Below are 22,814 nucleotides of genomic sequence, written 5' to 3' on the forward strand. Positions count from 1 at the left end.
CCGCCGTCGGCGCCCCCCTCCTGGTCTGCTTTGCTGTCCCCGTCGAGCACGGACCTCACCCACGGGACGGACATGCGGGCAGACGTACGGCAAGTGTCGGACGGCATCCACCTGGTGCACGGCAGCAACACCAACTGGGTGATCCTCACCGAGGGCGACGCCGTCACCCTCATCGACACCGGTTACCCGGGCGACCGTCCACAGGTCCTCGACTCCCTGGCGGCGGTGGGCAGTTCGCCGGAGGCGGTCACGGCCGTCCTCATCACCCACGCCCACAACGACCACCTGGGCTCCGCCGAGCACCTGCGCACGGCGTACGGCACCCCGGTCTACCTCCACCCGTCCGAAGTCCCGCACGCCCGGCGGGAGTTCCTCCAGCAGGTCACCGTCGGCGAGGTGCTCAGGAACGCCTGGCGGCCCGGTGTGCTGCCGTGGATGGTGCACGTGCTGCGCTCCGGCGGCACCGAGCAGCACCCGGTCACCGCACCGGAGCCCTTCCCGTCCGCCACCGGCCCACTGGACCTGCCCGGCCGGCCCGTCCCCGTGCACACCCCCGGCCACACCGACGGCCACACGGTCTTCCACCTCCCCGACGCCGGCATAGTCGTCTCCGGCGACGCCCTGGTCAGCGCCCACCCCACCTCCCGGATCCAGGGCCCGCAACTGCTGCCCGACATGTTCCATCACGAACGGGCGCGCGCCGTGGCGTCCTTGGACGTGATCGCCACCCTGGACGCGGACCTGCTTCTGCCCGGCCACGGCCCCGCGCACCGAGGACCGGTCGGTGAGGCCGCACGGCGGGCGCGGGAGCGGGCGGGTGCCGACCGCTGACCCCTCGCAGCGCGGGTCGGCGCCCTGCCCGACTCCTCCGAGGCGGGGCATCCACGCGAGCACGGCCATGCCCACGCTCCACCCCGGATGCGCCAAGGGCATCAGGACGGTGAGCGGACAGGTGACGAGCGGCGCGAGCCAGATGACCGGCCCCTGTCCGACCCGCTGCGAGATCCTGGTCGCCCACAGTGCGCCCAGCAAGGCACCGCACCCCGTTGGAGCCGCCGACCCACGCCGCCGCACACGCGGAAGGTTCCGTTCCGACGGGTGACCGGCCGGCGGCCCGGCCGGTCACCCGTACCGCCGACGGCACGATGCCGAAGGCCATCGGTCGTCAGTACGCGTTGCGGCGCCTCAGCCTGAAGGGACGGCCGTCCGGGTCGACGAGAAGACGGTGCAGAGGCGTGCAGAGCGTCCTGGCCGTACGGGAAAGGTCCGGCGGACGATAGGTGCGCAGTCGTCCGGGCGGTCTGGGGCCGCGGCGACCGTTGTCGTGCCAGGCGTCCAGTGCGGCGGCGCTCGCGGCGAAGGCGTCGAAGGCGGCCACGGGGTCGCAGAGCGGGTCCGGCGCGTGCGGATCCCGGGGTGCCTCCCTGTCCAGATGCTCGCGCGAGAGCTCCAGACGCAGGTTCCTGGCGTAGCTGCGGGCGCCGTCGCCGAGACCGCCGGGGTCGCGCGGCTCACGGGGATCCCTGCTCTCGTCCACGACGGCACAGCTGAGTTCGGAGTCGTGGGTCCAGGAGCGCAGGTTGACGTTGTCGGATCCGACCGAGGCCCACACGTCGTCGATCACGCACGCCTTGGCGTGCACGTACACCGGTGTCCCGGCGTGGTTCTCCAGCCCGTACACCGCGACCCGTCCGCCGCCGGCCTGGCGCAGCCTGTCCAGGGCCGTGATCCGGCCGACCAGGTTCATCGGCAGGGTGAGCCGGCCGTCCTGTTCGGGGACGGACGGGATGACCGCGACCAGGCGGAGACCCGGGTGGGCGGTCAGCGCCTCGGCGAAGCACTCCACCACGTGCGGGGACCACAGGTACTGGTCCTCCAGGTAGATCAGCGCCCGGGCCCGCCGCAGCGCCTTGCGGTAGCCGCGCGCGATGCTGCGTTCGCCGTCGGGGGCGAAGTCGTAGCCGCGGAGCAGCCGGTTGGGGTAGGTGCGCAGGACCTGGACGGCGCACGTGCCGCAGGGCTGGGGGTCGGGCCCCTGGGGTGGCAGCGGGTCCGCCCGTGTGTCCTCGTGGTGTGCGAGTTCCCGGAGCCGGACGAGCGGGCTGCGCGTGAGCGGAGCCGGATCGTCCCAGCGTTCGCGGAAGCCGGCCTCGATGTCGCCGACGGCCGGGCCGCGTATCGCGAGCTGGATGTCGTGCCACGGTGGGTGCTGTCCGTACGCGGCGGCGATGGGCTGGGACTGCGGGTCGCCGCCGTGCGCCGCGTCGTCGTGACGGTTGTGGCACAGGTCGACGCCGCCGGCGAACGCGACGTCGCGCTCGGGGCGGCCGGGATGCCGGAGCACGACGAACTTCTGGTGGTGCGAACCGCCGGGGCGCACCCGCATGTCGAGCAGGCACTCGCCGCCCGCCGCCTCGATCTCCTCGCCGAGGTGGCGGTTCTCCGTCTCGCTGAACTGGAGCCGGTCCAGGTGGGAACGCCAGACCAGCCCTTTGACGATCACACCGCGCCCGGCCGCCTCGCTCAGGACGGTGCCGATCTCGCTGCCGGGACCGGCGAGGCGCTCGTCGGGGTCGCCCCGCCAGTCGGTGAACAGCAGCAGGTCTCCGGCGCGCTGCGCGCGGACCGCGTCGAGGAGCTCCGGGAAGTACGTCGCGCCGTGGACCAGGGGCCGCACCAGGTTGCCGTGCGACCAGGCCGCCCGATCCGGTCGGCGGCGGTCCAGACGTGTCGCGCTGTTGCCCCGTTCGCTCGAGGTCAGCAGCCAGTCGGTGAGTTCCACAACCCAGGTCCTCCAGCTGATCCACGTGTACCCGGCTCGCGCCGCCTCATCCCCGGGCGTCGGGCGGCGGCCCCCGTGCCCGAGAACGAAGCGGTCCCCCGTGCCCGGGAACGAAGCGGTCCCCGGTGCCCGGGAACGAAGTGGTGGCAAGGGCCTCTCACCGGGCGCGGGCCCCCGCCCTCGTGGCGGACGCGGCCGCGACGGCCGTGGCGAGGGGGTCGCGGACCGGGCGGCCCAGGAGGTTCGCCAGTTCGGTGGTGGTGCCGTCCAGGAATCCGTGCCGGATGCCGGTGGCGATCGAGGCGAGCATGGGCGGCTGGAACGGCAGCAGCCCCGGCGTTTCGTCGAGGAGCCTGCGCCGGTACTCGCCCAGGCCGATGGTCCGGTGCCGCACTCCGAGCCGGTCGGCCACCTGTCCCGCCGTGATCGGCGTACCGACGAGTTCGTGGACGTGCCCGGCGTGCCGTGCCGGGTCCGCCGCGACGGTCGCCGCGGCTTCGGCGAGATCCTGCCGGGCGACCGCGGCCAGGGCACCGTCGGCGAACGCGGATTCGACACCGTCGTCGGCCCACATGAGGAGGCCGCCGAAGAGTTCGGCGTAGAGGCCGTTGCGCAGGATCGTCCAGGCCAGTCCGCTCGCGCGCACGAGTCGTTCGCTCGCGCGGTGGGCGAGCGCGAAACCGAGATGGTCGCCGGCCCCGGTCAGGCTCGTGTAGACGACGTGGTGGACGCCGTCCCGGACGGCGGCGGCCAGGACCGCCGCATGCCGTTCGACGACCTGGTCGTCCTCGGCGTACCCGGCGGAGACCAGCACGAGGGTCGACACCCCGGCGAGGTCGAGGCTCACCGGGTCGTCGAAGTCGAGACGCCGTATCCCCTCGCCGGGAGTGCGGCTTCCGCCCGTCGCGAGGGCGCCGCGGGCGCGCAGCGCCGAGAGAGTAGCCGAGCCGAGGCTGCCGTGCGCTCCGGTCACCAGGATCATGTCAGTCGCCGTCTTTCCGTCGTGGTTCTCTTCGGTAACTAGGCTTGATCCTCGACCGCCCGTGTACCGGCCACAAGAAGGCAGTTCGATGTCACTCACGCACACCGCGGTAACCACCGCCCCCGCCGACCTCGACCCCTGCGGGCGCGAGGACCACCCCGACTGCGGCATCCGCGACGTCCTGGACCGCATCGGGGACAAGTGGTCGGTGCTGGTGATCGTGGAACTCGCCGGCGGGCCGCGCCGGTTCCGGGAACTCCAGCGCGCCGTCGACGGCATCTCCCAGCGCATGCTCACCCTCACCGTGCGCAGGCTGGAACGCGACGGTCTCGTGCTGCGCACCGTGTACCCGACCGTCCCCGCCCAGGTGGACTACCGGCTGACCGAGACCGGGGTCGGCCTGACCCACCTGGTCAAGGCGCTCGCCGACTGGTCTCTCGCCCACCGCGCGGTCATCGCCGAGGCGCGGGAGGCGTACGACCGGACCCACCCCGACCACGCCATCCGCTAGAGGTGTGTCGTGGGTCGGGCCGGCTTCCCATGAGGACGCCTCTCGGTCGAGCCGGGTGAACCGACGCCCGACGGCGCGGACGCGTACCCCGCGTTGCTCGACAGGCGCCGCAGCAGCTGTGACATCACCTCCGGAGGCAGGGACGGGTTGGCGGCGGCGGCCTCGGCCACCTGCCCGTCGTCGTCGCTGAGGAGTTCCACGATGGCCGGCGGTGGCAGCGCCGGATGCGCGGCGGCCCGCGGGCGCGCCCGCGGGTCCGCCAGGCACGCGAGCAGTGCCGAGGCCGTCGCGTTGGGGTGCCGGCCGATCTCGCGCAGGGCCCTGGGCACGGGCGGCCGGTGTCGGGCCAGGTCGTCCAGGAGCGCCGGGGAGGCGTCGGGGTTGGCCGCCACCTTGGCGATGACCCGGACCCCGTGCCGTTCGGTCAGGGAACGCAGCTGGGCCTCGGAGAGGCCCGGGTGCGGTGCGACGGACGCGAGGACCTTCGCGTCGGGGTCCGCGGCCAGCGCGTCGCGGATGCCGGCCGGCAGGTCGCGTCGTGCGGCCAGGAGCATCCGCAGGGTCGGATGGGGTGACCCGGCCAGTTCTCCGACCTCGGAGGACGAGGCGAGGGCGATCCTCGGCAGCAGGGTCGGGCCGATCCTGGTGACGCGGGTCAGGTCGGCGAGCACGTCGAGCGGTACGCGCGGATGGTGCGCGAGTCGGCGCTGTACGTCATGGCCGCGGTCGGCGGCCAGCGTACGGATCAGGGGCTCGGGGGTCGCGGGGTTCTCCGCGAGTTCCGCGCGGACGCCGGGAACGGGATCGCGGGCGAGCCGGTCGTACACCGTGGGGGGCAGGTCGGTGCGGGCGGCGAGTCGGAGGCGCAGCAGTGGCGAGGGGTGGTCGGCGAAGCCGATGACGGCCGCGGTGGGGGTGGCGGGGTTGTCGATCGCCCGGCCGTACATCTCGTGCAGGGTGGATTCGTGGGTGCCGTCGCACGCGGCACCCCGGGGAAGGTCACAGTCGGGGCGCGAACAGTACGGGTCGTGCGTGAACGGCGTCTCCTCCGTGTCGCAGACCGGGCACCGCCGGGCCGGCGTCAGCCCGTCACCCGTGATGAGCATCGCCAGCACGTCCGGTGGCGTCGCCTCGTTGGCGGCCACCGCGCTGCGCACCCCGGCGTGCGGGTGCCGCGCGAGCCCTGCGGCCGTGTCGGGTGTGGTCCACAGGGCCAGTTCCGTGACGATCCGAACGTCGGCGTCGGCGGCGAGCGTCTCCCGCACATCCTGCGGGAGACCGGGGCAGGCGGCCAGCTTCTCCCGGTGCGCGGCGACCGGAGCCCGTGCGAAGTGGCGTGCCCACTCGGGGTCGCCGGCCCCCTCGTCGAGGAGGGCGAGCGCGGCGTCCGGCTGGGCCACGGGATCGATGTCGGCAGCGGTCAGCTTGCCCTCGTAGGCGAGCTGCACCGCCGTCTCCGGGACGCGCGCGGCCAGCGCGACGGCCTGTGCCCGGCTGAGGTCCGCGCGGTCGGCGAGGACCCCGGCGGTTTCCGCGTCGGCGACGACGATCAGCCGGTCGACCAGTTCGCTCGGCAGGGCCGGGTTGGCGGCGAGGCCGCTCAGCACAGGGTTCACGGAAGCATCATGCCGGGACGGGTGGGCGACGGTCGCGTGCTTTTGGAACGGTCGTCCCGCCCGGCCGCCGGAGGGCCGTCCCCCGAACCGAGTCGGTCGGACAGGGCGATGAGCCCGTCCACCCGGACCGCCACCACCGCGAGGACCACCACCAGGCGTCCGGCCCCACCAGAGAGCCGGTGAACAGCCTCTCCGTGGGTTCCGGTTCGTCGTCCTGGGCGCAGGACACCGTGTCAGGTCGCCGGGAAGGAGGAGACCCGTCCGCGCAGACGCCGGCGCGCCATGGGGACTCGGCCGGCCGCCGGGTCGGCGGCGGCGCGGGCAGGGGTGTCCGCCGGAGGCCTGACCGCGTGATCGGCCAGTCCGGCAGGGGTGACGACCCGTGATCGCCGCGCCCCGGCCGTTCTCCCGCGGCACTGATCCCGGCCGATCGCTCGACCCCGTACCGCGGCACCACGCCCAGGTGCGGACGGTGGCGGGTGACTGCAGGGTGGTAGGGGGCACAGAAACGCACCGGACCTTCCCAGGAGGAGGACGACCCATGGCGAAGGCGAAAGGCAGCTCGTCGAAGAAGGAGCCGGCCAAGGGCGACAAGGTCGCCTGGCGGAGCCACGGCAGTGAGACCACGGGCACCGTGGAGAAGAAGATCACCAAGCGGACGAAGGCGGCCGGACGCACCGTGGACGCCTCACCGGACGACCCCCAGTACGAGGTGCGCAGCGACAAGTCCGGCCGTACGGCCGTGCACAAGCCGTCGGCCCTCAAGAAGAAGAAGTAGGGGTCGGCGTGCCGGCCGAGGACGAGCAGCGCGAGACGTGGGAGACGTTCCGCGAGCTGGTCAACATGACACCGTCCGCGCTGGAGAAGTGGCTGGCCACCGACGACTCCCAGGCGGCCGGACAGCACAAGGACGGAGGCGAGTCGACCGGCCACGCGTCCGGCCGCGCCATCGTCGGCATCCTGCGCAAGAAGCAGAGCGACCTGTCGGACGCGGACTACGCGCACATGCGCAAGGTGAACGGCTACATCCACCGTCACCTCGCGCAGCGCCCGTCCGGCGATGTGAGCGACACGCGCTGGCGTCACTCGCTGATGAACTGGGGCCACGACCCTCTCGCCGGCAGCTGAGGCCGGTGGCTGTCCGCCCGGCCCGACAAGGCCCTGCGCTGTCGCGCGGTGAGCCCTCCCCACACCCCGTCGGTCTCGCCGCACCGAAGGGCCCACGCCCTGCACTCGTGCAGGACGGGGCAGCGGCGGCAGACCTGCCTGGCCCGTTCGATCTGGGGCAGTGACGCTCCGTCCTCGGTGACGGGAAAGAAGAGCTCGGGGTCCTCAGAGCGGCAGGCGGCCAGCTCACGCCAGTTCACGGTGTCCTCCACCCAGCTGGGGCGAACGGAGCAGCGTCGGGCCGCGAGGCCGCCTGCGCCGTCCGGCGTCTCGTATGTCGTTCACCCGGCAGAGGTTTCACATCAAATTAGAGTCATTTGGCGTGTTTGTCCAGATAGTGGTGTGCCTAGCACGGTTCCCTGCGAGCGCACCGGCTGCCCCGCACACCCCACGGACGCGCACACCGGAATCCGGCGGGGCCGGAACGCATCCGACTCCCCCGGCCGGCGGGAAGTAAGTGCGTGGCCCATCCCGGACTGCGCTGCCGCCAGTCCCCGGGGACCGCTTCCCACTCGCTCCGGGAGACACCATGCACCACCCGACCAACCCGCCGAACGGGACACGGTCCGGTCGGCCGCCCGAGCCTCTTCGCCTCGACCTGACCGTCCTGGTGGTCGTCAGCCCGACCGAAGCCATACCCGTCGAGACCTGTTTCCGCTACGACCCCACCGACCCGCTCGCCGTGCGCATGGACTTCCCCGGCCCGCCGGACGGCGTCCCGCCCTGGGTCTTCTCGCGTGATCTGCTGTACACCGGTCTGCGCGCACCGTCCGGAGACGGTGACGTGCGGGTCTGGCCGCCCTGCCGCTGCCACGGCACGAAGACGGCCCGCATCCTGCTGCGCGGCAGGAACGGCGCCGCCGTGCTGTACGTGCCGGCCGCCGAGTTCCACGACTGGCTGGAAGCGACCTTCGCGGTGGTGCCCGCCGGTGAGGAAGGTGCCCACCTGCGGTGGGACGACATCCTGGAGCGGCTGCTGCGGCGCGGATGACCCGAGGACCGCCGCACCGCCCGCCCGCGGTCCCGCGAGCCGAAAACCGGTGGACATCGCGCAGGGACACCGGCGAGCGTTGACCGAATGCAGCAGGAGAACATCTGGGACGCCGATACCGCCCGGCGCTACGACACACCCGGCACCGGCATGTTCGCCCCCGAGGTCCTGGAGCCGACCGTGAACCGCCTCGCCGAGCTCGCCGGCGACGGAGCGGCACTGGAGTTCGCCGTCGGGACCGGCCGGGTGGCCGTGCCGCTCGCCGGGCGAGGAGTCCCCGTCACCGGCATCGAGTTGTCCCCCTCGATGGTGGAGCGGCTGCGGACCAAGGCGGACGAGGAGACGGTCCCTGTGATCATCGGTGACATGGCGACCACCGTCGCCCCGGGGAGGTTCAGCCTGGTCTACCTCGTCTACAACACCATCTCCAACCTGCTCACCCAGGCCGAGCAGGTCGAGTGCTTCCGCAACGCCGCCCGCCATCTCACGCCCGGTGGCCGGTTCGTGATCGAGCTCTGGGTGCCCGAGCTGCGCAGGCTCCCACCGGGCCAGGCGGCGACCGTGTGGGAGTCGGCACGCGGCTACATCGGCCTCGACACCTACGACGTCCTGCACCAGCGGGTCGTGTCGCACCACTTCTGGTTCGACGAGACCGACCAGGCCCGGCTGTACCGCAGCCCCCACCGCTACATCTGGCCGGCCGAGCTCGACCTCATGGCCCAACTCGCGGGATTCGAACTCGAGTCCAGGGACGCGGACTGGAACGGCACCGAATTCACCGCCGAGTCGCGCTCCCATGTGTCCGTCTACCGCATCCCGCCGACGCCATAGCGCGGCAGGCGGCAACGGCTCACCTCAGCAGGAGCTGCCGCACGACGACGAACTGCTGCCGCACGACGACGAACTCCCGCAGGAGGACGAGCCGCTGCCGCACGAGGAACCGTTCGACGAGCCGTCGCACGACGTGCTCGTGACGTACCAGGACGAGTCGCCGAGCGAGCTGTCGCCGAACCTGGTAGTCGATCCGGCACTTCCCGAGCTGCCCGCCACCCAGACCCCGTGGCCACGCCCGGCCCCCTGACCACGCCCGGTACCGCCACCGCCGACGGACGCCGACCGGCCGAAGTCGTCCCACGCCCGCCGCCACGCCCGACGGATCATCCAGGTGCACAAGGCGAGCAGCCCCACGACGGCCGCACCCACCAGAACAAGCGTCATCAGCATGGTTTCCCCCCGACCTGCCGGGCGTTCGCACCGGCTGCCCCGAGGATGCCCCGCGTCCCGAGCGCTTCAAGCCCGTCTTGAGCAAGCCCAGAGGTTCGCGTGACGGATCTCGTCGGCCGGCCGGGGGCGCGAGGCGTCCGGGGCTGCGCCCGCGAACAGGGGAGGCCGGCTCCCGGCGGACGGGCCGCTCGTGCTCGACGACCCGTCTGCCAGGAGCTCGTGCCCACAGGGACGGGATCAGAAGACGTTCTGGCCCGGGACCAGGATGCCCCGAGGGTCATAGGTCCGTTTCGCCGCCTCCAGCCCCGGCCAGGCCGGACCGAAGTGGGTTCGCCAGTCGGCGGGCGTGAAGGGGATGCTGCCGACGGGGTACTGGGTGCCGCCGACCGCGGCGGCGGCCTCGTAGGCGGCGCGGTTGGCCGCCAGACGGCGCTCGACGGCGGCGGTGTCGTTCGGCGGCGTGGCGCCCAGGATGTCGAAGAGGTACGACACGTCCTCGTCGGAGGTGCGCAGCAGCGGGGTGGTGAGGCGGTCGCGCAGCAGGGGGTAGAAGAGGATGACGCCGGGGCCCAGGTCGGCCGGGGTGAGGGCGTCCAGGATCCGTGCGCTGACGGTGGCGGCGGAGTCGCCGGGGAGCATGAGGTTGAGCCAGGGGTGGGCGTACGTCCAGACGCCGGCTTCCTTCATGGCCGCGATGACGGGGGCCAGCCGGTCGAGGAAGTCGTAGTAGGGCAGGTCGGCGCTGTGGACGCGGGAGGGGTCGTGGCGCAGGCCGCGCAGAAGCGCCGTGTCGTCCGGTGCGGGGCCGGCCGGCGGGCCGTAGGCCACCGCCTCCAGGGTGTAGACCCGGAAGGTCCCGTCGGCGTCCGCGAAGACCTGGCCCTCGACGTAGTCGAAGCGGCCCTCCTCGACGAGGGCGCGCTGGTCGTCGAGGAAGGTCTCCAGGTCGTCGTAGGACAGCTGGTAGTGGCGTACGGTCTCGGGCGCGCGCACCAGGCGCAGGGTGGCTTCCACGATGACGCCGCACTGGCCGAGGCCGGCCAGGACGGCGTGGAAGAGGTCGGCGCGCCGGGACGGGGAGCAGCGGACCAGTTCACCCGTCCCGGTGACGACCCGGAGTTCGGTGACGTTGTCGACCTGGGCGCCGTGCCGGTGGACCTGACCGCCCATGCCGCCCACGGACAGGGTGCCGCCGACGGAGAGTTCGAGGTAGTCGGTGAAGACGGGCGGGGTGAGGCCGTGGGCGAGGGTCGCCTTGGCCACGTCGCTCCATCGGGCGCCCGCGCCGACGGTGACGGTGGTGCTGTCCGGCCCCACGGGACCGATGTCCGCCAGGGGCGTGGTCTCGATGACCAGGCCGCCCCGCACCTGCGCCTGGCCGAACGGGGCGTGTCCCTGGCCGCGCGGCGCGACCGGCAGGCAGTGCTCGTTGCAGAACCGGACCATGGCGACGACGTCGCGGACCGCACCGGGGCGCAGGACGGCGACGGGGCGGTGGTGCACGATGTGGCCGTAGTCGTCGGCCGCGGCGGTGAGCGACGGCTCGTCCGTGAGGAGGGTCCCGACCAGCCGGGGAATCCCGGCGAGCTCCGTGCCGGACTCCGACGTGGTCGCGGCCCAGCTCCGGGAGGCGGGGTCGAAGCCGATCACGGCCGCACCCGTGGCCGTGAGCCCACGCAGAACGGTGCGTCTTGACGGTGTGCGGGACATGCGCACAACCACCTCTCAAACGACGGGAAATGGCAAAATCTCCGACAGCCTAAGGGGAGTTGATCCCCCTGGTGCCGCATTCCACCGGTTCACGGCGCCGGATTCCACCGGCCCACAGGTCCACGGGCGGACCTGACGGCACACGGCCCCGGCAGCCGGCTCCGGGCGTGCCCGACGGGGGCCGCGACCGCGACCACCACACGGCGAGCTCGATCATGTCTTCGCCTGGCCCGCCCTCAGCCGGCCGCTCGCACCCGGTGGCCAGGGCCCAGGCCCACCCGGGTGCGAGCGGGTCGCGCTGCGACGACGCGGGAAGGATCGAGTCCGGGTCCGGCACGTTCGGCCCCGACCGCTGTCGCCCTCCGATTCACAGGTGCGCACCTGCGCTGCGTGGGTACGCGCATACGGCGTTCACCCCATCGGTGCGCGCTTGGTGCGCGGCTCTGCGGAGCGTGAGAGCTTGGCACACCGAATGACCCTTTTGAGAGCTTTGCCCGTCGGCTGGCCGGTCGTGGGCACGTGCACAGGCGGCCACGCCGACCGTGGTCAGGTACGAAGCGGAGGAATGTCACCTGATGAGTGAGACCAATCCCCTCAAGCGGGCGGCCCAGAAGATCACCGAAAGCCTGGGCGCCGACGGCGCGGCGCCGGAGGAGGGGATTCCCGGGAAGCCCGGTCCCGAGTCCCCGTCGGTCGCGGAGCCGACGGAGCCCCGGGAGCCGCTTCCGCCCAAGCCGGACCAGACCGGCCCCGACACCGTGTCCCCGACGGGACAGCCGACGGGAGCGGAACAGGCGCGGATGGCCCAGTCGGGCAGTTATCTGACGACCGCCCAGGGCGCGCGACTGTACGACACCGACCACTCGCTCAAGGCCGGGCCCCGTGGGCCGGTGCTGCTGCAGGACCACCACCTGCGCGAGAAGATCATGCACTTCGACCACGAGCGCATCCCGGAGCGCGTGGTCCACGCCCGGGGCGCGGCGGCGCACGGCGTGTTCCAGAGCTACGGCACGGCGGCCTCGGTCACCAAGGCCGCGTTCCTCGCCGAGGACGAGGAGACGCCGGTGTTCGTACGCTTCTCCACGGTGCTGGGATCGCGGGGCTCCTCGGACACCGTCCGGGACACCCGGGGATTCGCGACGAAGTTCTACACCAGCGAGGGCGTCTTCGACCTCGTCGGCAACAACATCCCCGTCTTCTTCATCCAGGACGCCATCAAGTTCCCCGACATCATCCACGCCGGCAAGCCGCATCCGGACCGGGAGATCCCTCAGGCGCAGAGCGCCCACGACACCTTCTGGGACTTCGTCACCCTGCACACCGAGGCCACCCACCACACGCTGTGGAACATGTCCGACCGGGGCATCCCGCGCTCCTACCGGACGATGGAGGGCTTCGGCGTCCACACCTTCCGCCTGGTCGCCGCGGACGGCGGTACGACGCTGGTGAAGTTCCACTGGAAGCCCAAGCTGGGAGTGCACTCGCTGGTGTGGGAGGAGGCGCAGATCATCAACGGCGTCGACCCGGACTTCCACCGCCGGGACCTCGCCGACGCCATCGAGGCGGGCGCGTACCCCCAGTGGGAACTGGGGATCCAGACGTTCCCCGACACCCCGGACCAGACCTTCGAGGGCATCGACCTGCTGGACCCGACGAACATCGTGCCCGAGGAACTCGCCCCGGTGCAGCCGGTCGGTCTGCTCACCCTGAACCGCAATCCATCGAACTTCTTCGCCGAGACGGAGCAGGTCGCCTTCCACGTCGGCCACCTCGTCCCCGGCATCGACATCACCGACGACCCACTGCTCGCCGGGCGCCTCTTCTCCTACCTGGACACCCAGATCACCCGCCTGGGCGGTCCCAACTTCCCGCAGCTGCCGATCAACCGCCCGCACGTCCCCGTCAACGACATGCACCGCGACGGCATGCACCAGACCGCCGTGCACCGGGGCGTCGCCCCCTACCGGCCCAACTCCCTCGACGGGGGCTGCCCGTTCACCGCCGGAGCGGACACCGGGGCCTACATCGAGACGCCCGTGCGCGTGCCGGAGGCGAGCAAGGTGCGGGAGGCGCCGGAGTCGTTCGCGGACCACTTCAGCCAGCCCCGGCGCTTCTGGCTCAGCATGTCCCCTGTGGAGCGCGAGCACATCATCGGCGCCTACACCTTCGAACTCGGCAAGTGCTACGAACAGGCCGTCAAGGAACGGGCGTTGCAGGTCCTGGCCAACATCGACCCGGTGCTGTGCGCCGAGGTGGCCGCGGGCCTCGGTCTGCCGGCCCCGGAGCCCACCGTGCCGCTGGCCGACGTCGAGCCCAGCCCGGCGCTGTCGCAGGTCGGCCGGAGCTGGCCCACGGACGGCCGGATCATCGGCGTCGTCGTCGGTCCGGACGGTGACCTGGACGGCGTACGCGCCGTGCGCGAGGCGGTGCTCGAGGCCGGCATGGTTCCCCTGGTCGTCGCACCGGCCGGAGGCGTCCTCGGTTCGGGCGACGGAGCGGTGACGGTCCAGCGGACCTACGCCACCGCGCGGTCCGTCGAGTTCGACGCGGTGCTGCTGGCCGGGACGCCCGGGGTGGGCAGCGACGCGTACGGCGCCCGTGACGCCAAGGCGTACCCGGCGGCCGCGCAGGGCCTGGCGGGCGACCCGCGCGTCACCCTGCTGGTGTCCGAGGCGTTCCGGCACGGCAAGGCCATCGGCGCCTGGGCCGGCGGTGAGGCCGCCCTCGAAGCGGCCGGCGTACCCACCGGCGCGGCGGGCGTGGCGGTCGGCGACACCGGCACGGCCGCCCTGGAGCAGGTGGTCCGCCTGATGGGCGAACACCGGGTCTGGGACCGGTTCATCGCCGCCTGATCCCGCCCGGACGGGGTCGGGCGGCCGTCCACGGGCGCGCGGGTCCCACGGGTCCGCGCGCCCACCGGCCCGCACGCGCCGCTCCCGCGGTTGCGGGAGCCCTCTCCTCGTGCGGTGGATGGAGCATGCAGACCTTCCTGCCGTATCCCGGCTTCACGGCGTCGGCCGCCGCGCTCGACCCGCGCCGACTGGGCAAGCAGCGCGTGGAGGCGCTGCAGGTGCTGCGTGGCCTGACGGTCGTCGGCTACGGCTGGCGGCACCATCCGGCGGTGCGCATGTGGGCCGGGTACGAGGAGGCGCTGGTCCGCTACGGCCTGGACGTCTGCGCTGTGTGGACGGCAGCCGGACGCGCCGACACCTGCGCCGCCTCGCTGGTGGCCGGCTTCGGCGCGCGAGGTGGCGGGGCCGGCGTCCGTACGCAGGAGCAGCTCGCCGAGGACGGTGAGCTGCCGCCGTGGCTGGGGGATCCCGCGTTCCACCGCAGTCACCGGTCGGCGCTCGTCCGCAAGGATCCGGCGTTCTACGCGCCTCTCTTCCCGGACGTCCCCGACGATCTGCCGTACGTCTGGCCGGCCTCGGACCGAATCACCGGGCGCGAGGTGTGACCGTCATGCCGGTTCCCGGACCTCATCCGTCGAGGCGGCAGCCGGTGAGCAGGGCCGAGGGGTCGGCGTGGGCCGGCCGGGGGACGGTGCGGTTCGCGGGTGGGCGGTGGCCGGTGGCGAGCCAGCCCTCGAGCGCGGTGAAGGCCGAGCGGTGGCAGGGCAGGAGGGGGCGGAGCCGGTCGGGGAAGCTGTCGGCCAGGGCGTCGGTGTGGGTGCCGTCCTCGATGCGGTAGTAGCGGTGCAGGTCGCCGCGGCCCGCCTCCCGGACCATGCGGGCGTAGACGTCGGAGTCCCGGCTGATCGGGAGCAGGACGTCGAGGGTGCCGTGGATCGTGATCAGCGGCCTGCCGATGCGGCCGGTCAGTGAGACGCGCTCCACCGCCTCGTGGACTGCGGTGGGGCGGGTCGGGTAGTCGTAGTCGGCGTCACAGCCCGGGGCGGACCCCGGGGCGCAGTACGGCGTGCCGGCCTCCGTCGCGCCGTCGAAGGCGGGGTCGAACTCCTCCCGGTAGACGCGCTGGGTCAGGTCCCAGTAGACCCGGTGGTGGAAGGGCCACAGGAACTCCGAGCCGGCCGGGTATCCCGCGCGGTGCATGTCCTGGCGTGCCTGGTCGGCGGCGGGTCCGCCCGCCGCGTGGACGGGGTGGTGGCGCAGGGCGGACGGCAGGAAGGTGAACAGGTTGGGGCCGTCGGAGCGCCAGAGGGTGCCCTCCCAGTCGACTCCGCCGTCGTACAGCTCGGGGTGGTTCTCCAACTGCCAGCGCACGAGGTAGCCGCCGTTGGACATCCCGGTGACCAGGGTGCGTGCGGGTGGCCGGTGGTAGCGCTGGGCGATCACCGTGCGAGCGGCGCGGGTGAGCTGGGTGAGGCGGGTGTTCCATTCGGCGACGGCGTCTCCGGGACGGGAGCCGTCGCGGTGGAAGGTGAGGCCGGTGTTGCCCTTGTCGGTGGCGGCGTAGGCGTATCCGCGATCGAGCACCCAGTCGGCGATGGCCCGGTCGTTGGCGTACTGCTCGCGGTTGCCGGGGGTGCCAGCCACGACCAGGCCGCCGTTCCAGCGGTCGGGCAGCCGGACGACGAACTGTGCGTCGTGGTTCCAGCCGTGGTTGGTGTTGGTGGCCGAGGTGTCCGGGAAGTAGCCGTCGATCTGGATGCCGGGCACCCCCTCCGGGACGGCCAGGTTCGCGGGGGTCAGTCCCGCCCAGTCGGCCGGGTCGGTGTGGCCCGAGCCCACGGTTCCCGCCGTGGTCAGCTCGTCCAGGCAGTCGGCCCGCTGATGGGCGGCGCCCGGCACTCTCACGTGGGAGAGGTGCGCGCAGTGGCCAGCGGCCGGCCCGGTGACGGGCCGGGCACCGGCCTGCGACGGGAGCAGGGCTGCCGCGGCGGCCAGCACCAGGGCGCCGAGGAGGGTGCGTCCGAGTGGGGGCGAGACGGCTCCGGGGAGCGGGACCATGGGTGGCCTCCTGGGTGCGGGAAGGGACGGGAGGGCTGGAGGCTAGGCGGTCCGTCAGGGGCACGACCATGTGTGGGCCCGCCATGACGGCCGGTCCCCTTGGGTGGGTCGCCGCCATGACAGTCAGGGGCACGCTCCGTCCGCGACGGTGAAGTAGCCGGTGGGTGACTCCTTCAGGGTGTGGGTGACGAACACGTTGTAGAGGCCCATGTTCTGCTGGGAACCCGTGGCGTAGGTGTAGCCGCCGCTGGTCGTGGCACGTCCCGCCTGGACGTGGGCGTGGTTGGTGGCGGTCCGGCAGACGGCCGTGGCGCCGGTGGTCCGCGCGGTGACCGGCCCCGACGGGGTCCCCGTCCCGCCGTCGGCGTCGCGGGCGGCGACCGTGTAGGCGTGGGACGAGCCCGGGGACAGGCCGGTGTCCGTGTACGACGTCGTGCCGGGCGTGGCGACGGGGGCGCCGTCGCGGTGGACGACGTAGCCGGTGGCTCCGTCGACCGGGTTCCAGCGCAGGCCGATGGCGGTGTCGGTGGCTCCGGTCGTGGTCAGGCCGGTCGGGGCGGGCAGCGAACCGGGCGGGGAGTCGGATCCCGCCAGTCCGAAGAACCGGGATATCCAGTAGCTGGAGCAGATCGAGTCGAGGAAGTAGGCGGCACCGGTGCTGCCGCACTGCTCGGTGCCGCTTCCGGGGTCGACCGGCGTGCCGTGTCCGATGCCCGGCACCCGGTTCACCTCGACCGCCACGGAGCCGTCGGCGGCCAGGTACTCCTCCCGGCGGGTGGAGTTCGGTCCGATCACCGAGGTGCGGCTCGGTGTCTGGGACAGGCCGTGCACCGCGGTCCACTGGTCGCGCAGTTCGTCGGCGTTGCGCGGGACGACGGTGGTGTCCTTCTCGCCGTGCCAGACGGCCACCCGCGGCCACGGGCCGGACCAGGAGGGGTGGGCGTCGCGGACGCGCTGGGCCCACTGGGCCGGGGTCCTGTCGGTTCCGGGGTTCATGCACAGGTAGGGGCCGGTGTCCTTGGTGCAGTCGTACGGCAGTCCGGCGACGACCGCACCGGCCCGGAAGACGTCCGGATACGTGGCGAGCATGACGGCCGTCATGGCGCCCCCGGCCGACAGACCGGTGACGTGGATCCGGCCGGGATCCGCGCCGAAGGCGGAGACGGTGTGGGCGGCCATCTGGCGGATCGACGCCGCTTCGCCCTGGCCCCTGCGGTTGTCGGTGGTCCCGAACCAGTTGAAGCACTTGTTCGGGTTGTTGGAGGTCGTGGTCTCGGCGAGGACCAGCAGGAACCCGTACCGGTCGGCGAGCCGGGGCAGTCCGGAGTGGTCGGCGTACCCCTGGGCGTCCTGGGTGCAGCCGTGCAGTGCGATCACCACCGCCGGTTTCGCGGGGAGGGAGGCCGGCCGGTGGACGTACATGGTCAGCTGCCCCGGATCGGCGCCGAATCCGTCGACCCTGGTCAGGCCGACCGCGGCGTGGGCGGTCGGGTCGGGGCCGGCCAGGACGGCCGAGAGCACGAGGGCGACGACGGCGAGGAACCGGGACGGCGTCCCTCTCCGGTTGCGCACCACCCGGGGCGCGGAGGACGTACGGGACATCGGGGGGACGGCTCCCCGGGACGGTGACGACGGCATGGCGGCTCCCTCGGTGACCTGCGGGGACACCGGGCCGCTCGCTCACGTGGTGGACGTGTGGCGGCGAGAGCGGCCCGGTGCCCGGCACCGTAGGGGTCGTTTGACGGGCAACGGTATGGCGGGCGGCCCCACAGCCCGCCGGGTCCGAGGGGAACGCGGACGGATTGTGTCATCGGGCGGCGTCTGCTACCACCGTGCCCGCCGGTCCCCCCGGTGCGCACCGAGGTCCAGGGCCTTCCGCACCACGCCTCAGCCGGGCACGCCCATGCGCTGGGTCCCGATCACCGACAGCAGACGGAGGGCCTCCTCCGACGGCGAGCCGGGGGTCGCGGTGTAGATGACGACCCGCTGGTCGAGGTCGGCGATGTCCAGGACGTCGCAGTTGACCGCCACGGTGCCGACGAGGGGATGGTCGAAGGTCTTGCAGAGGGTGGGCCCGGCGGTGACCTCGTGGGCGGCCCAGAGCCGGGCGAACTCCTCGCTCCCGGCGACGAGTTCTGCGACGAGCCCGGCGGTCTCGGGGTCGTTCGGATAGCGGGCGGCCGCGGCGCGCAGGTGCTGGGCGGAGGTGCGGGCGAACTCTTCCGCGTCGGACACCCCGTACAGCCGGCGGCCGTCCTTCCTCGGGCCGAGGAAGGCCCGCCGGACTAGGTTGCGGTCGCGGCGCGGGAGGGCGGAGAAGTCCTCCATCAGAGCGGCGGCCAGAGCGTTCCAGGCGATCACCTCGTAGGTCGCCGACAGGACGATCGCCGCGGCCTCCGGAAGCCGGTGCAGCAGGTCGACGATGCTCTGCCGCACCTCCCGCGACGGTCCGGGCGGGAGCGCGGGCGGCGTTCCGGCGAGATGGTGGAGGTGGTCGCGCTCGGCGTCCGTCAGGCGCAGGGCGCGGGCGAGGTGGGCGAGCACCTCGCGGGAGGGCTGCGGTCCGCGCGCCTGTTCGAGCCGTGTGTAGTACTCGGTCGAGATGAACGCGAGCTGCGCCACCTCCTCGCGGCGCAACCCCGGTGTGCGGCGGCGCGGTCCGGCGGGCAGCCCCACGTCGGCGGGGGTGATCCGCTCGCGCCTGCCGCGCAGGAAGCCGGCCAGTTCTCGTCGGTCCATGCCTGCCAGTGTGCGCGGGCCCGGGCCGGCCCATCCAGGTACCGCCGGTGCCTGGATGGGCACGACGACGGGCCGCAGGCTCATGGTCATGGCAAACACACCCACCGCAGTCCCGCCCCTCGCGTCCGGCGCCCCCACGGGTCTGCTCACCGACAAGGTCGCCTTCGTCACGGGCGCCGGCCGGGGCATCGGCGCCGCCGCGGCCCGGCTCTTCGCCCGGGAGGGCGCCCGTGTGCTCCTCGCGGCCCGCACCGAGTCCCAGCTCGAGGCCGTGACGCGGGAGATCCGCGCGGCCGGCGGCACCGCGCACCACGTGCGCTGCGACCTGGCCGACCCGGCCTCCCTCCGCGCCGCCGTGCACCGGACCGTGGATCTCTACGGCCGCCTCGACGTCGCCTTCAACAACGCGGCGACCATCCAGCCGCCGGGCCCGATGGACCAGTTGGCGGAGAGCGACTTCGACCACGTGTACTCGGTCAACCTCAAGGGGCCCTGGCTGGCGATGTCCGCCGAGATCGCCGCCATACGTGCCACCGCGGGAACGGGGGCCATCGTCAACACGTCCAGCGTGGGCAGTCTGATGGGCAACCCCTGGCTGCCCGCCTACGGCGCGGTGAAGCGCGCGGTCAACAGCCTCACCGCGTCGGCTGCCGTCACGTACGGCCCGGAGGGCATCCGCGTCAACGCCATCGCCCCCGGCACCACGCTGACCGAGATGATCGACAGGTGGGAGGCGAGTTCTCCCGGGATCGTCGAGGAGCTCAACGCCCGCACCCCGCTGGGCCGGGCCGCCGACCCGGAGGAGATCGCCCAGGCCGCGGCCTGGCTGCTCAGCGACCGCGCCTCCTACGTCACGGGGACGGTCCTGCGCGTCGACGGGGGTATGCGCGCCTGAGTGCGCGGGGGGACCGCCGGAGGGGAGGGACGGCTCCCGACGGGCCGGGTGCCGTCCCCCCGTGGACCAGCACGCCGGGGGCGGGCGGCGGCGATGGCCGAACTGGACGCGGAACTGCCGATGCCGCCGCCGCGGTGGCCGACGCGGGTCGTCGGCGCGGTAAGCAGCCGCCCCTTCCGGGAGCGGGTCGAGGAATGCCTGACTCGTACGCGTTGATCCGGTACCGCCTCTTTTCCCGGGATACGCACCGAGCGGACGGCGAAGGCACGGTACGGAGTTCCACGTTCCGGCGTTGGCATGATCACGCGTCAGCAGTGAGACGGAGCGTGGACATTACAACTGGATCATTGGAAGCATGTCGCACGTCTGTTCCCTTTTTCAGAAGGAGTACGGCGTGCACAGATCCACCAGCCGGTCCCGCGGACCGGCTCGACGGGGCCGGACCCCCGGCCTCGCCCTTCCTCTGGCACTGGTTCTCCTCGCCGAAGCCGGCGTCGCGCTGAGCCTCGCCCCCGTCGCCACCGCCGCGGAGCCGGTGGCCGCCACCACCCGGGCCGGGGCCGCCGCCCCCACCGCGTCCGCCACCGCACGCGAGGAGGTGAACGCGCGGCTCACCGCCCAGGCGCAGGGTCGGCGCATCGAAGTGATCGGCGCCCGCACCGAGAACACGACCCTGTGGGCGAACCCCGACGGCACCATGTCCCAGGAGTCCTTCGCCGGGCCGGTGCGCTACCGGGAGAACGGCCGCTGGGTCAGCGTCGACGTCGACCTCGTGAAGAACCCGGACGGCTCGGTACGGGCCAAGGCGCACCCGCGCGGTCTGCGTCTCGCCGGGCGCACCGGCGCCTCGGGCGGTGACCTCGTCACCCTCGGGCACGGCGAGCGGGAGATCGCCCTCGGCTGGCAGGGCGCTCTGCCCGAGCCGAAGCTGAACGGCCCGAAGGCCACGTACGAGGACGTCGCGCCGGGGACGGATCTGGTCGTCGAGGCGACCCGCACCGGTTTCGAGCAGTACCTCGTGGTGGCGGACCGTCAGGCGGCACAGCAGGCCGCCTCCTTCACCCTCCCCGTGCGGGCCGAGGGGCTCGAGGCCGCACAGAAGGCCGACGAGTCGCTGGTGCTGACCGACGCCCGCACCGGCGAGGAAGTCGGCCACGCGCCGACGCCCTTCATGTGGGACGCCTCCGCGGGAGGCGACGGCGCGGTCGGCGCGCGCAAGGCCCGCGTGGACCTCGACGTGGTCCCGCAGGACGGGGGCTTCGACCTCACGGTCCGCGCCGACCGGGGCTTCCTGGCCGACAAGACCACGAAGTACCCGGTCACCATCGACCCCGCCGTGTACTTCGGGACCAACTTCGACACCTTCGTCCGCAACGGCGACACCGCCGACTTCTCCGCGAACGCCGGCCTCAACGTCGGCCGGGAGTGGCAGAAGACCGAGGCCCGCTCGTTCATCAACTTCCCGCGCAGCGCCTCGGTCACCGGCCAGGACATCCTCAACGCCGAGCTGAACCTGTACGCGACCTGGTCCGACTCCTGTGAGGCCCGGTCCTGGGAGATCTGGGACACCGGCAACGCGTCGACGGCCACCCGCTGGAACAGCCAGCCCGCCTGGCGCTCCAAGGTGACCACGTCCACCCAGACGCACGGGTTCACCGACTGCGGCCCCCGGTGGATCAGGGAGGACATCACGTCCCTCGTCAAGCAGTGGTCGCAGACCGACCGCGCGGTGGACACCGTCGGCCTGCGGGCGACCGACGAGACGGACTACAAGGCGTTCAAGATCTTCGCCTCCGCCGACACGCCGCAGGCGCCGTCGATCCTCGTCACGTACGAGACTCCCCCGGACCCGGTGAAGGACCACGTCGTCTACTGGAACGACGTGCTCCAGACGACCTACCGGCAGGTCGGCGGGGCGCCCGGCCCCCTCGCCCGCGCGGGCGCGATGATGCACGGCGCGATCTACGACGCCGCCAACTCCGCGCGCTGCGCGGAGGGCGCGACCAAGTGTCTGGGCGCCGCCTACCTGGTGAAGGCCACGGCCACCAACGGCGCCGTGCCGGACGTGAACAGCGCCATCGACCACGCCGCCTTCGACGTCCTCCGGTCGGTCTTCCCGGGCTACAACTTCGACGACGAGATAGCCGCCGCCCGCTCGACCATCCCGGCCGCCGTCACCTCCGCGCAGCGCGCGGCCGGCACCGAGGTCGGTCAGAAGGCCGCCGCGGCGATGATCAGCGCCCGGCAGAACGACGGCTCGGCGCCCGCCGCCCCGTACACCGGAAGCACCCAGCCCGGTTTCTGGAGGCCGACCGGCACCGGTGACGGCGCCACCCCCGAGTGGGGCAAGGTCAAGCCGTTCGGCATGGCGTCCAGCACCCAGTTCCGCACGGCCGGGCCCGGCGGGCACACGCAGATGAGCACGCTGCTGCCGAGTCAGGCGTACGCCACCCAGGTCAACGACGTGAAGAACCTCGGCGGCGCGGAGTCCACCAGCCGCACCGCCGACCAGACGCAGGCGGCCCTGTTCTGGGCGAACGACCTCGACGGCACCTACAAGCCGCCGGGTCAGCTCTTCGATCACACCCAGATCCTCTCCCGCCAGCAGGGGATGACGGTCTCGGGCAACGCCAAGCTGTTCGCCCTCACCGCGTTCGCGATGGCGGACGCCGGCATCGTCGCCTGGGACATGAAGTACCAGACCGCCATCGACCTGTGGCGTCCGGAGAGCGCCGTCCGCCTCGACGGCGACGGCAACGCCGGCACCACCGCCGACCCCAACTGGCAGCCGCTGTCCCAGGACCGCAACGGCAACCACTTCAGCCCCGCCTTCCCCGCGTACGTCTCGGGCCACGCGACCTTCGCGGGCGCCTGGGCCAGGGCCACCCAGGACTGGTTCGGAACCGACCAGATCACCTGGACGGCGACCACGGAGGACCCCAACGCCCTCGGAGTGACGAGGACGTACTCCACCATCTCGGCCGCCGCGGCGGAGAACGCCGTCGGGCGTGTCTGGCTGGGTGTGCACTACCGGTGGGACGGCACCGACGGAGTCAGCGCCGGCGCCAACGCGGCCGCCTACACCTCGGCCAACCGGCTGAAGCCCAACACGGCGTCCGCCTGGACGAAGTACGAGGACCTGCTCAACCTCGCGGGCTGCCAGGAGGTCGGCAAGCGGCTGGTCGCCGAACACCGCTGGACGTCCTACCAGTGCACCCAGATCCAGGCCCCCGAACCCGGCCACACGCTCTACGTCAAGTAGCCGCCCGATGAGGAGAGAAGAGACA

General features: G+C 72.8%; 19 protein-coding genes. 11 read left to right on the forward strand and 8 right to left on the reverse strand.

Translation table 11 applies throughout. From position 1 onward, the window contains the following. Window positions 1-72 precede the first annotated feature (72 nt). On the forward strand, window positions 73-831 hold the full coding sequence (locus ACIBBD_RS36160) for an MBL fold metallo-hydrolase (protein WP_399423910.1): 759 nt from the start codon (window positions 73-75) through the stop codon (window positions 829-831). Between the two features lie 334 nt (window positions 832-1,165). Here ACIBBD_RS36160 and ACIBBD_RS36165 read toward each other — a convergent pair whose 3' ends face one another. Together ACIBBD_RS36165 and ACIBBD_RS36170 are read right to left on the reverse strand one after the other, a co-directional pair. After that, complete coding sequence (locus tag ACIBBD_RS36165) at window positions 1,166-2,782, reverse strand: phospholipase D family protein (protein ID WP_399423912.1); 1,617 nt, start codon at window positions 2,780-2,782, stop codon at window positions 1,166-1,168. Between the two features lie 157 nt (window positions 2,783-2,939). Beyond that, window positions 2,940-3,764: an NAD(P)H-binding protein gene (locus tag ACIBBD_RS36170; protein ID WP_399423913.1), complete on the reverse strand. Its 825-nt coding sequence runs from the start codon at window positions 3,762-3,764 to the stop codon at window positions 2,940-2,942. An 88-nt stretch (window positions 3,765-3,852) separates the two neighbouring features. On the opposite strand from ACIBBD_RS36170, the gene ACIBBD_RS36175 reads away from it, so the two are divergent. Beyond that, window positions 3,853-4,275, forward strand: a complete 423-nt coding sequence (locus ACIBBD_RS36175) for a winged helix-turn-helix transcriptional regulator (protein ID WP_399423915.1) — start codon at window positions 3,853-3,855, stop codon at window positions 4,273-4,275. Here the strand turns inward: ACIBBD_RS36175 and ACIBBD_RS36180 are convergent. Continuing rightward, entirely contained in the window at window positions 4,272-5,891 is a 1,620-nt protein-coding gene (locus tag ACIBBD_RS36180; RefSeq protein WP_399423916.1) for a hypothetical protein, read from the reverse strand. The two genes, ACIBBD_RS36175 and ACIBBD_RS36180, sit on opposite strands and share 4 nt — an antisense overlap. Window positions 5,892-6,432: 541 nt before the next feature. Between ACIBBD_RS36180 and ACIBBD_RS36185 the strand changes: the two genes are divergently transcribed. Together ACIBBD_RS36185 and ACIBBD_RS36190 are read left to right on the forward strand one after the other, a co-directional pair. Further along, window positions 6,433-6,669 carry a DUF2945 domain-containing protein gene (locus ACIBBD_RS36185; protein ID WP_399423917.1) on the forward strand — a complete coding sequence of 79 codons (237 nt, stop codon included), beginning with the start codon at window positions 6,433-6,435 and terminating at the stop codon, window positions 6,667-6,669. Between the two features lie 8 nt (window positions 6,670-6,677). After that, window positions 6,678-7,019: a DUF3140 domain-containing protein gene (locus ACIBBD_RS36190; RefSeq protein ID WP_399423918.1), complete on the forward strand. Its 342-nt coding sequence runs from the start codon at window positions 6,678-6,680 to the stop codon at window positions 7,017-7,019. Here ACIBBD_RS36190 and ACIBBD_RS36195 read toward each other — a convergent pair. Then, window positions 6,974-7,258 carry a WhiB family transcriptional regulator gene (locus ACIBBD_RS36195; RefSeq protein ID WP_399423920.1) on the reverse strand — a complete coding sequence of 95 codons (285 nt, stop codon included), beginning with the start codon at window positions 7,256-7,258 and terminating at the stop codon, window positions 6,974-6,976. The two genes, ACIBBD_RS36190 and ACIBBD_RS36195, sit on opposite strands and share 46 nt — an antisense overlap. Before the next feature lie 329 nt (window positions 7,259-7,587). Between ACIBBD_RS36195 and ACIBBD_RS36200 the strand changes: the two genes are divergently transcribed. The 3 genes from ACIBBD_RS36200 to ACIBBD_RS36210 all read left to right on the forward strand — a co-directional run bounded on the left by ACIBBD_RS36200 (window position 7,588) and on the right by ACIBBD_RS36210 (window position 9,130). After that, complete coding sequence (locus tag ACIBBD_RS36200) at window positions 7,588-8,049, forward strand: SsgA family sporulation/cell division regulator (protein WP_399423922.1); 462 nt, start codon at window positions 7,588-7,590, stop codon at window positions 8,047-8,049. Between the two features lie 87 nt (window positions 8,050-8,136). Next, a complete protein-coding gene (locus tag ACIBBD_RS36205; protein ID WP_399423924.1) occupies window positions 8,137-8,880 on the forward strand; it encodes a class I SAM-dependent methyltransferase in 744 nt (247 codons plus the stop codon). Further along, window positions 8,846-9,130, forward strand: coding sequence for a hypothetical protein (locus ACIBBD_RS36210; protein ID WP_399423926.1), 285 nt, complete (start codon window positions 8,846-8,848; stop codon window positions 9,128-9,130). Before ACIBBD_RS36205 ends, ACIBBD_RS36210 begins: the two co-directional genes overlap by 35 nt. Before the next feature lie 380 nt (window positions 9,131-9,510). On the opposite strand, the gene ACIBBD_RS36215 is transcribed toward ACIBBD_RS36210, so the two are convergent. After that, window positions 9,511-10,983, reverse strand: coding sequence for an FAD-binding protein (locus tag ACIBBD_RS36215; protein ID WP_399423927.1), 1,473 nt, complete (start codon window positions 10,981-10,983; stop codon window positions 9,511-9,513). A gap of 575 nt (window positions 10,984-11,558) precedes the next feature. On the opposite strand from ACIBBD_RS36215, the gene ACIBBD_RS36220 reads away from it, so the two are divergent. Together ACIBBD_RS36220 and ACIBBD_RS36225 are read left to right on the forward strand one after the other, a co-directional pair. Next, window positions 11,559-13,835 carry a catalase gene (locus tag ACIBBD_RS36220; protein ID WP_399423928.1) on the forward strand — a complete coding sequence of 759 codons (2,277 nt, stop codon included), beginning with the start codon at window positions 11,559-11,561 and terminating at the stop codon, window positions 13,833-13,835. Between the two features lie 125 nt (window positions 13,836-13,960). Next, a complete protein-coding gene (locus tag ACIBBD_RS36225) occupies window positions 13,961-14,440 on the forward strand; it encodes an MSMEG_6728 family protein (RefSeq protein WP_399423929.1) in 480 nt (159 codons plus the stop codon). A gap of 22 nt (window positions 14,441-14,462) precedes the next feature. On the opposite strand, the gene ACIBBD_RS36230 is transcribed toward ACIBBD_RS36225, so the two are convergent. The 3 genes from ACIBBD_RS36230 to ACIBBD_RS36240 form a co-directional block, all read right to left on the reverse strand. After that, complete coding sequence (locus ACIBBD_RS36230) at window positions 14,463-15,893, reverse strand: tannase/feruloyl esterase family alpha/beta hydrolase (protein ID WP_399423931.1); 1,431 nt, start codon at window positions 15,891-15,893, stop codon at window positions 14,463-14,465. A 123-nt stretch (window positions 15,894-16,016) separates the two neighbouring features. Continuing rightward, window positions 16,017-17,495, reverse strand: coding sequence for a PHB depolymerase family esterase (locus tag ACIBBD_RS36235; protein WP_399423933.1), 1,479 nt, complete (start codon window positions 17,493-17,495; stop codon window positions 16,017-16,019). 285 nt (window positions 17,496-17,780) lie between these two features. Then, window positions 17,781-18,632, reverse strand: a complete 852-nt coding sequence (locus ACIBBD_RS36240) for a helix-turn-helix transcriptional regulator (protein WP_399423935.1) — start codon at window positions 18,630-18,632, stop codon at window positions 17,781-17,783. Between the two features lie 88 nt (window positions 18,633-18,720). Here ACIBBD_RS36240 and ACIBBD_RS36245 point away from each other — a divergent pair, with 88 nt between their 5' ends. Then, window positions 18,721-19,527 (forward strand): SDR family NAD(P)-dependent oxidoreductase, encoded by an 807-nt coding sequence (locus ACIBBD_RS36245; RefSeq protein WP_399423937.1) that lies wholly within the window; start codon window positions 18,721-18,723, stop codon window positions 19,525-19,527. Between the two features lie 394 nt (window positions 19,528-19,921). Continuing rightward, window positions 19,922-22,789 (forward strand): DNRLRE domain-containing protein, encoded by a 2,868-nt coding sequence (locus ACIBBD_RS36250; RefSeq protein ID WP_399423939.1) that lies wholly within the window; start codon window positions 19,922-19,924, stop codon window positions 22,787-22,789. The last annotated feature ends 25 nt before the right edge of the window (window positions 22,790-22,814 follow it).

Origin of the sequence: Streptomyces sp. NPDC051315, assembly GCF_044455165.1 — a bacterium.
Lineage (GTDB): Bacteria > Actinomycetota > Actinomycetes > Streptomycetales > Streptomycetaceae > Streptomyces.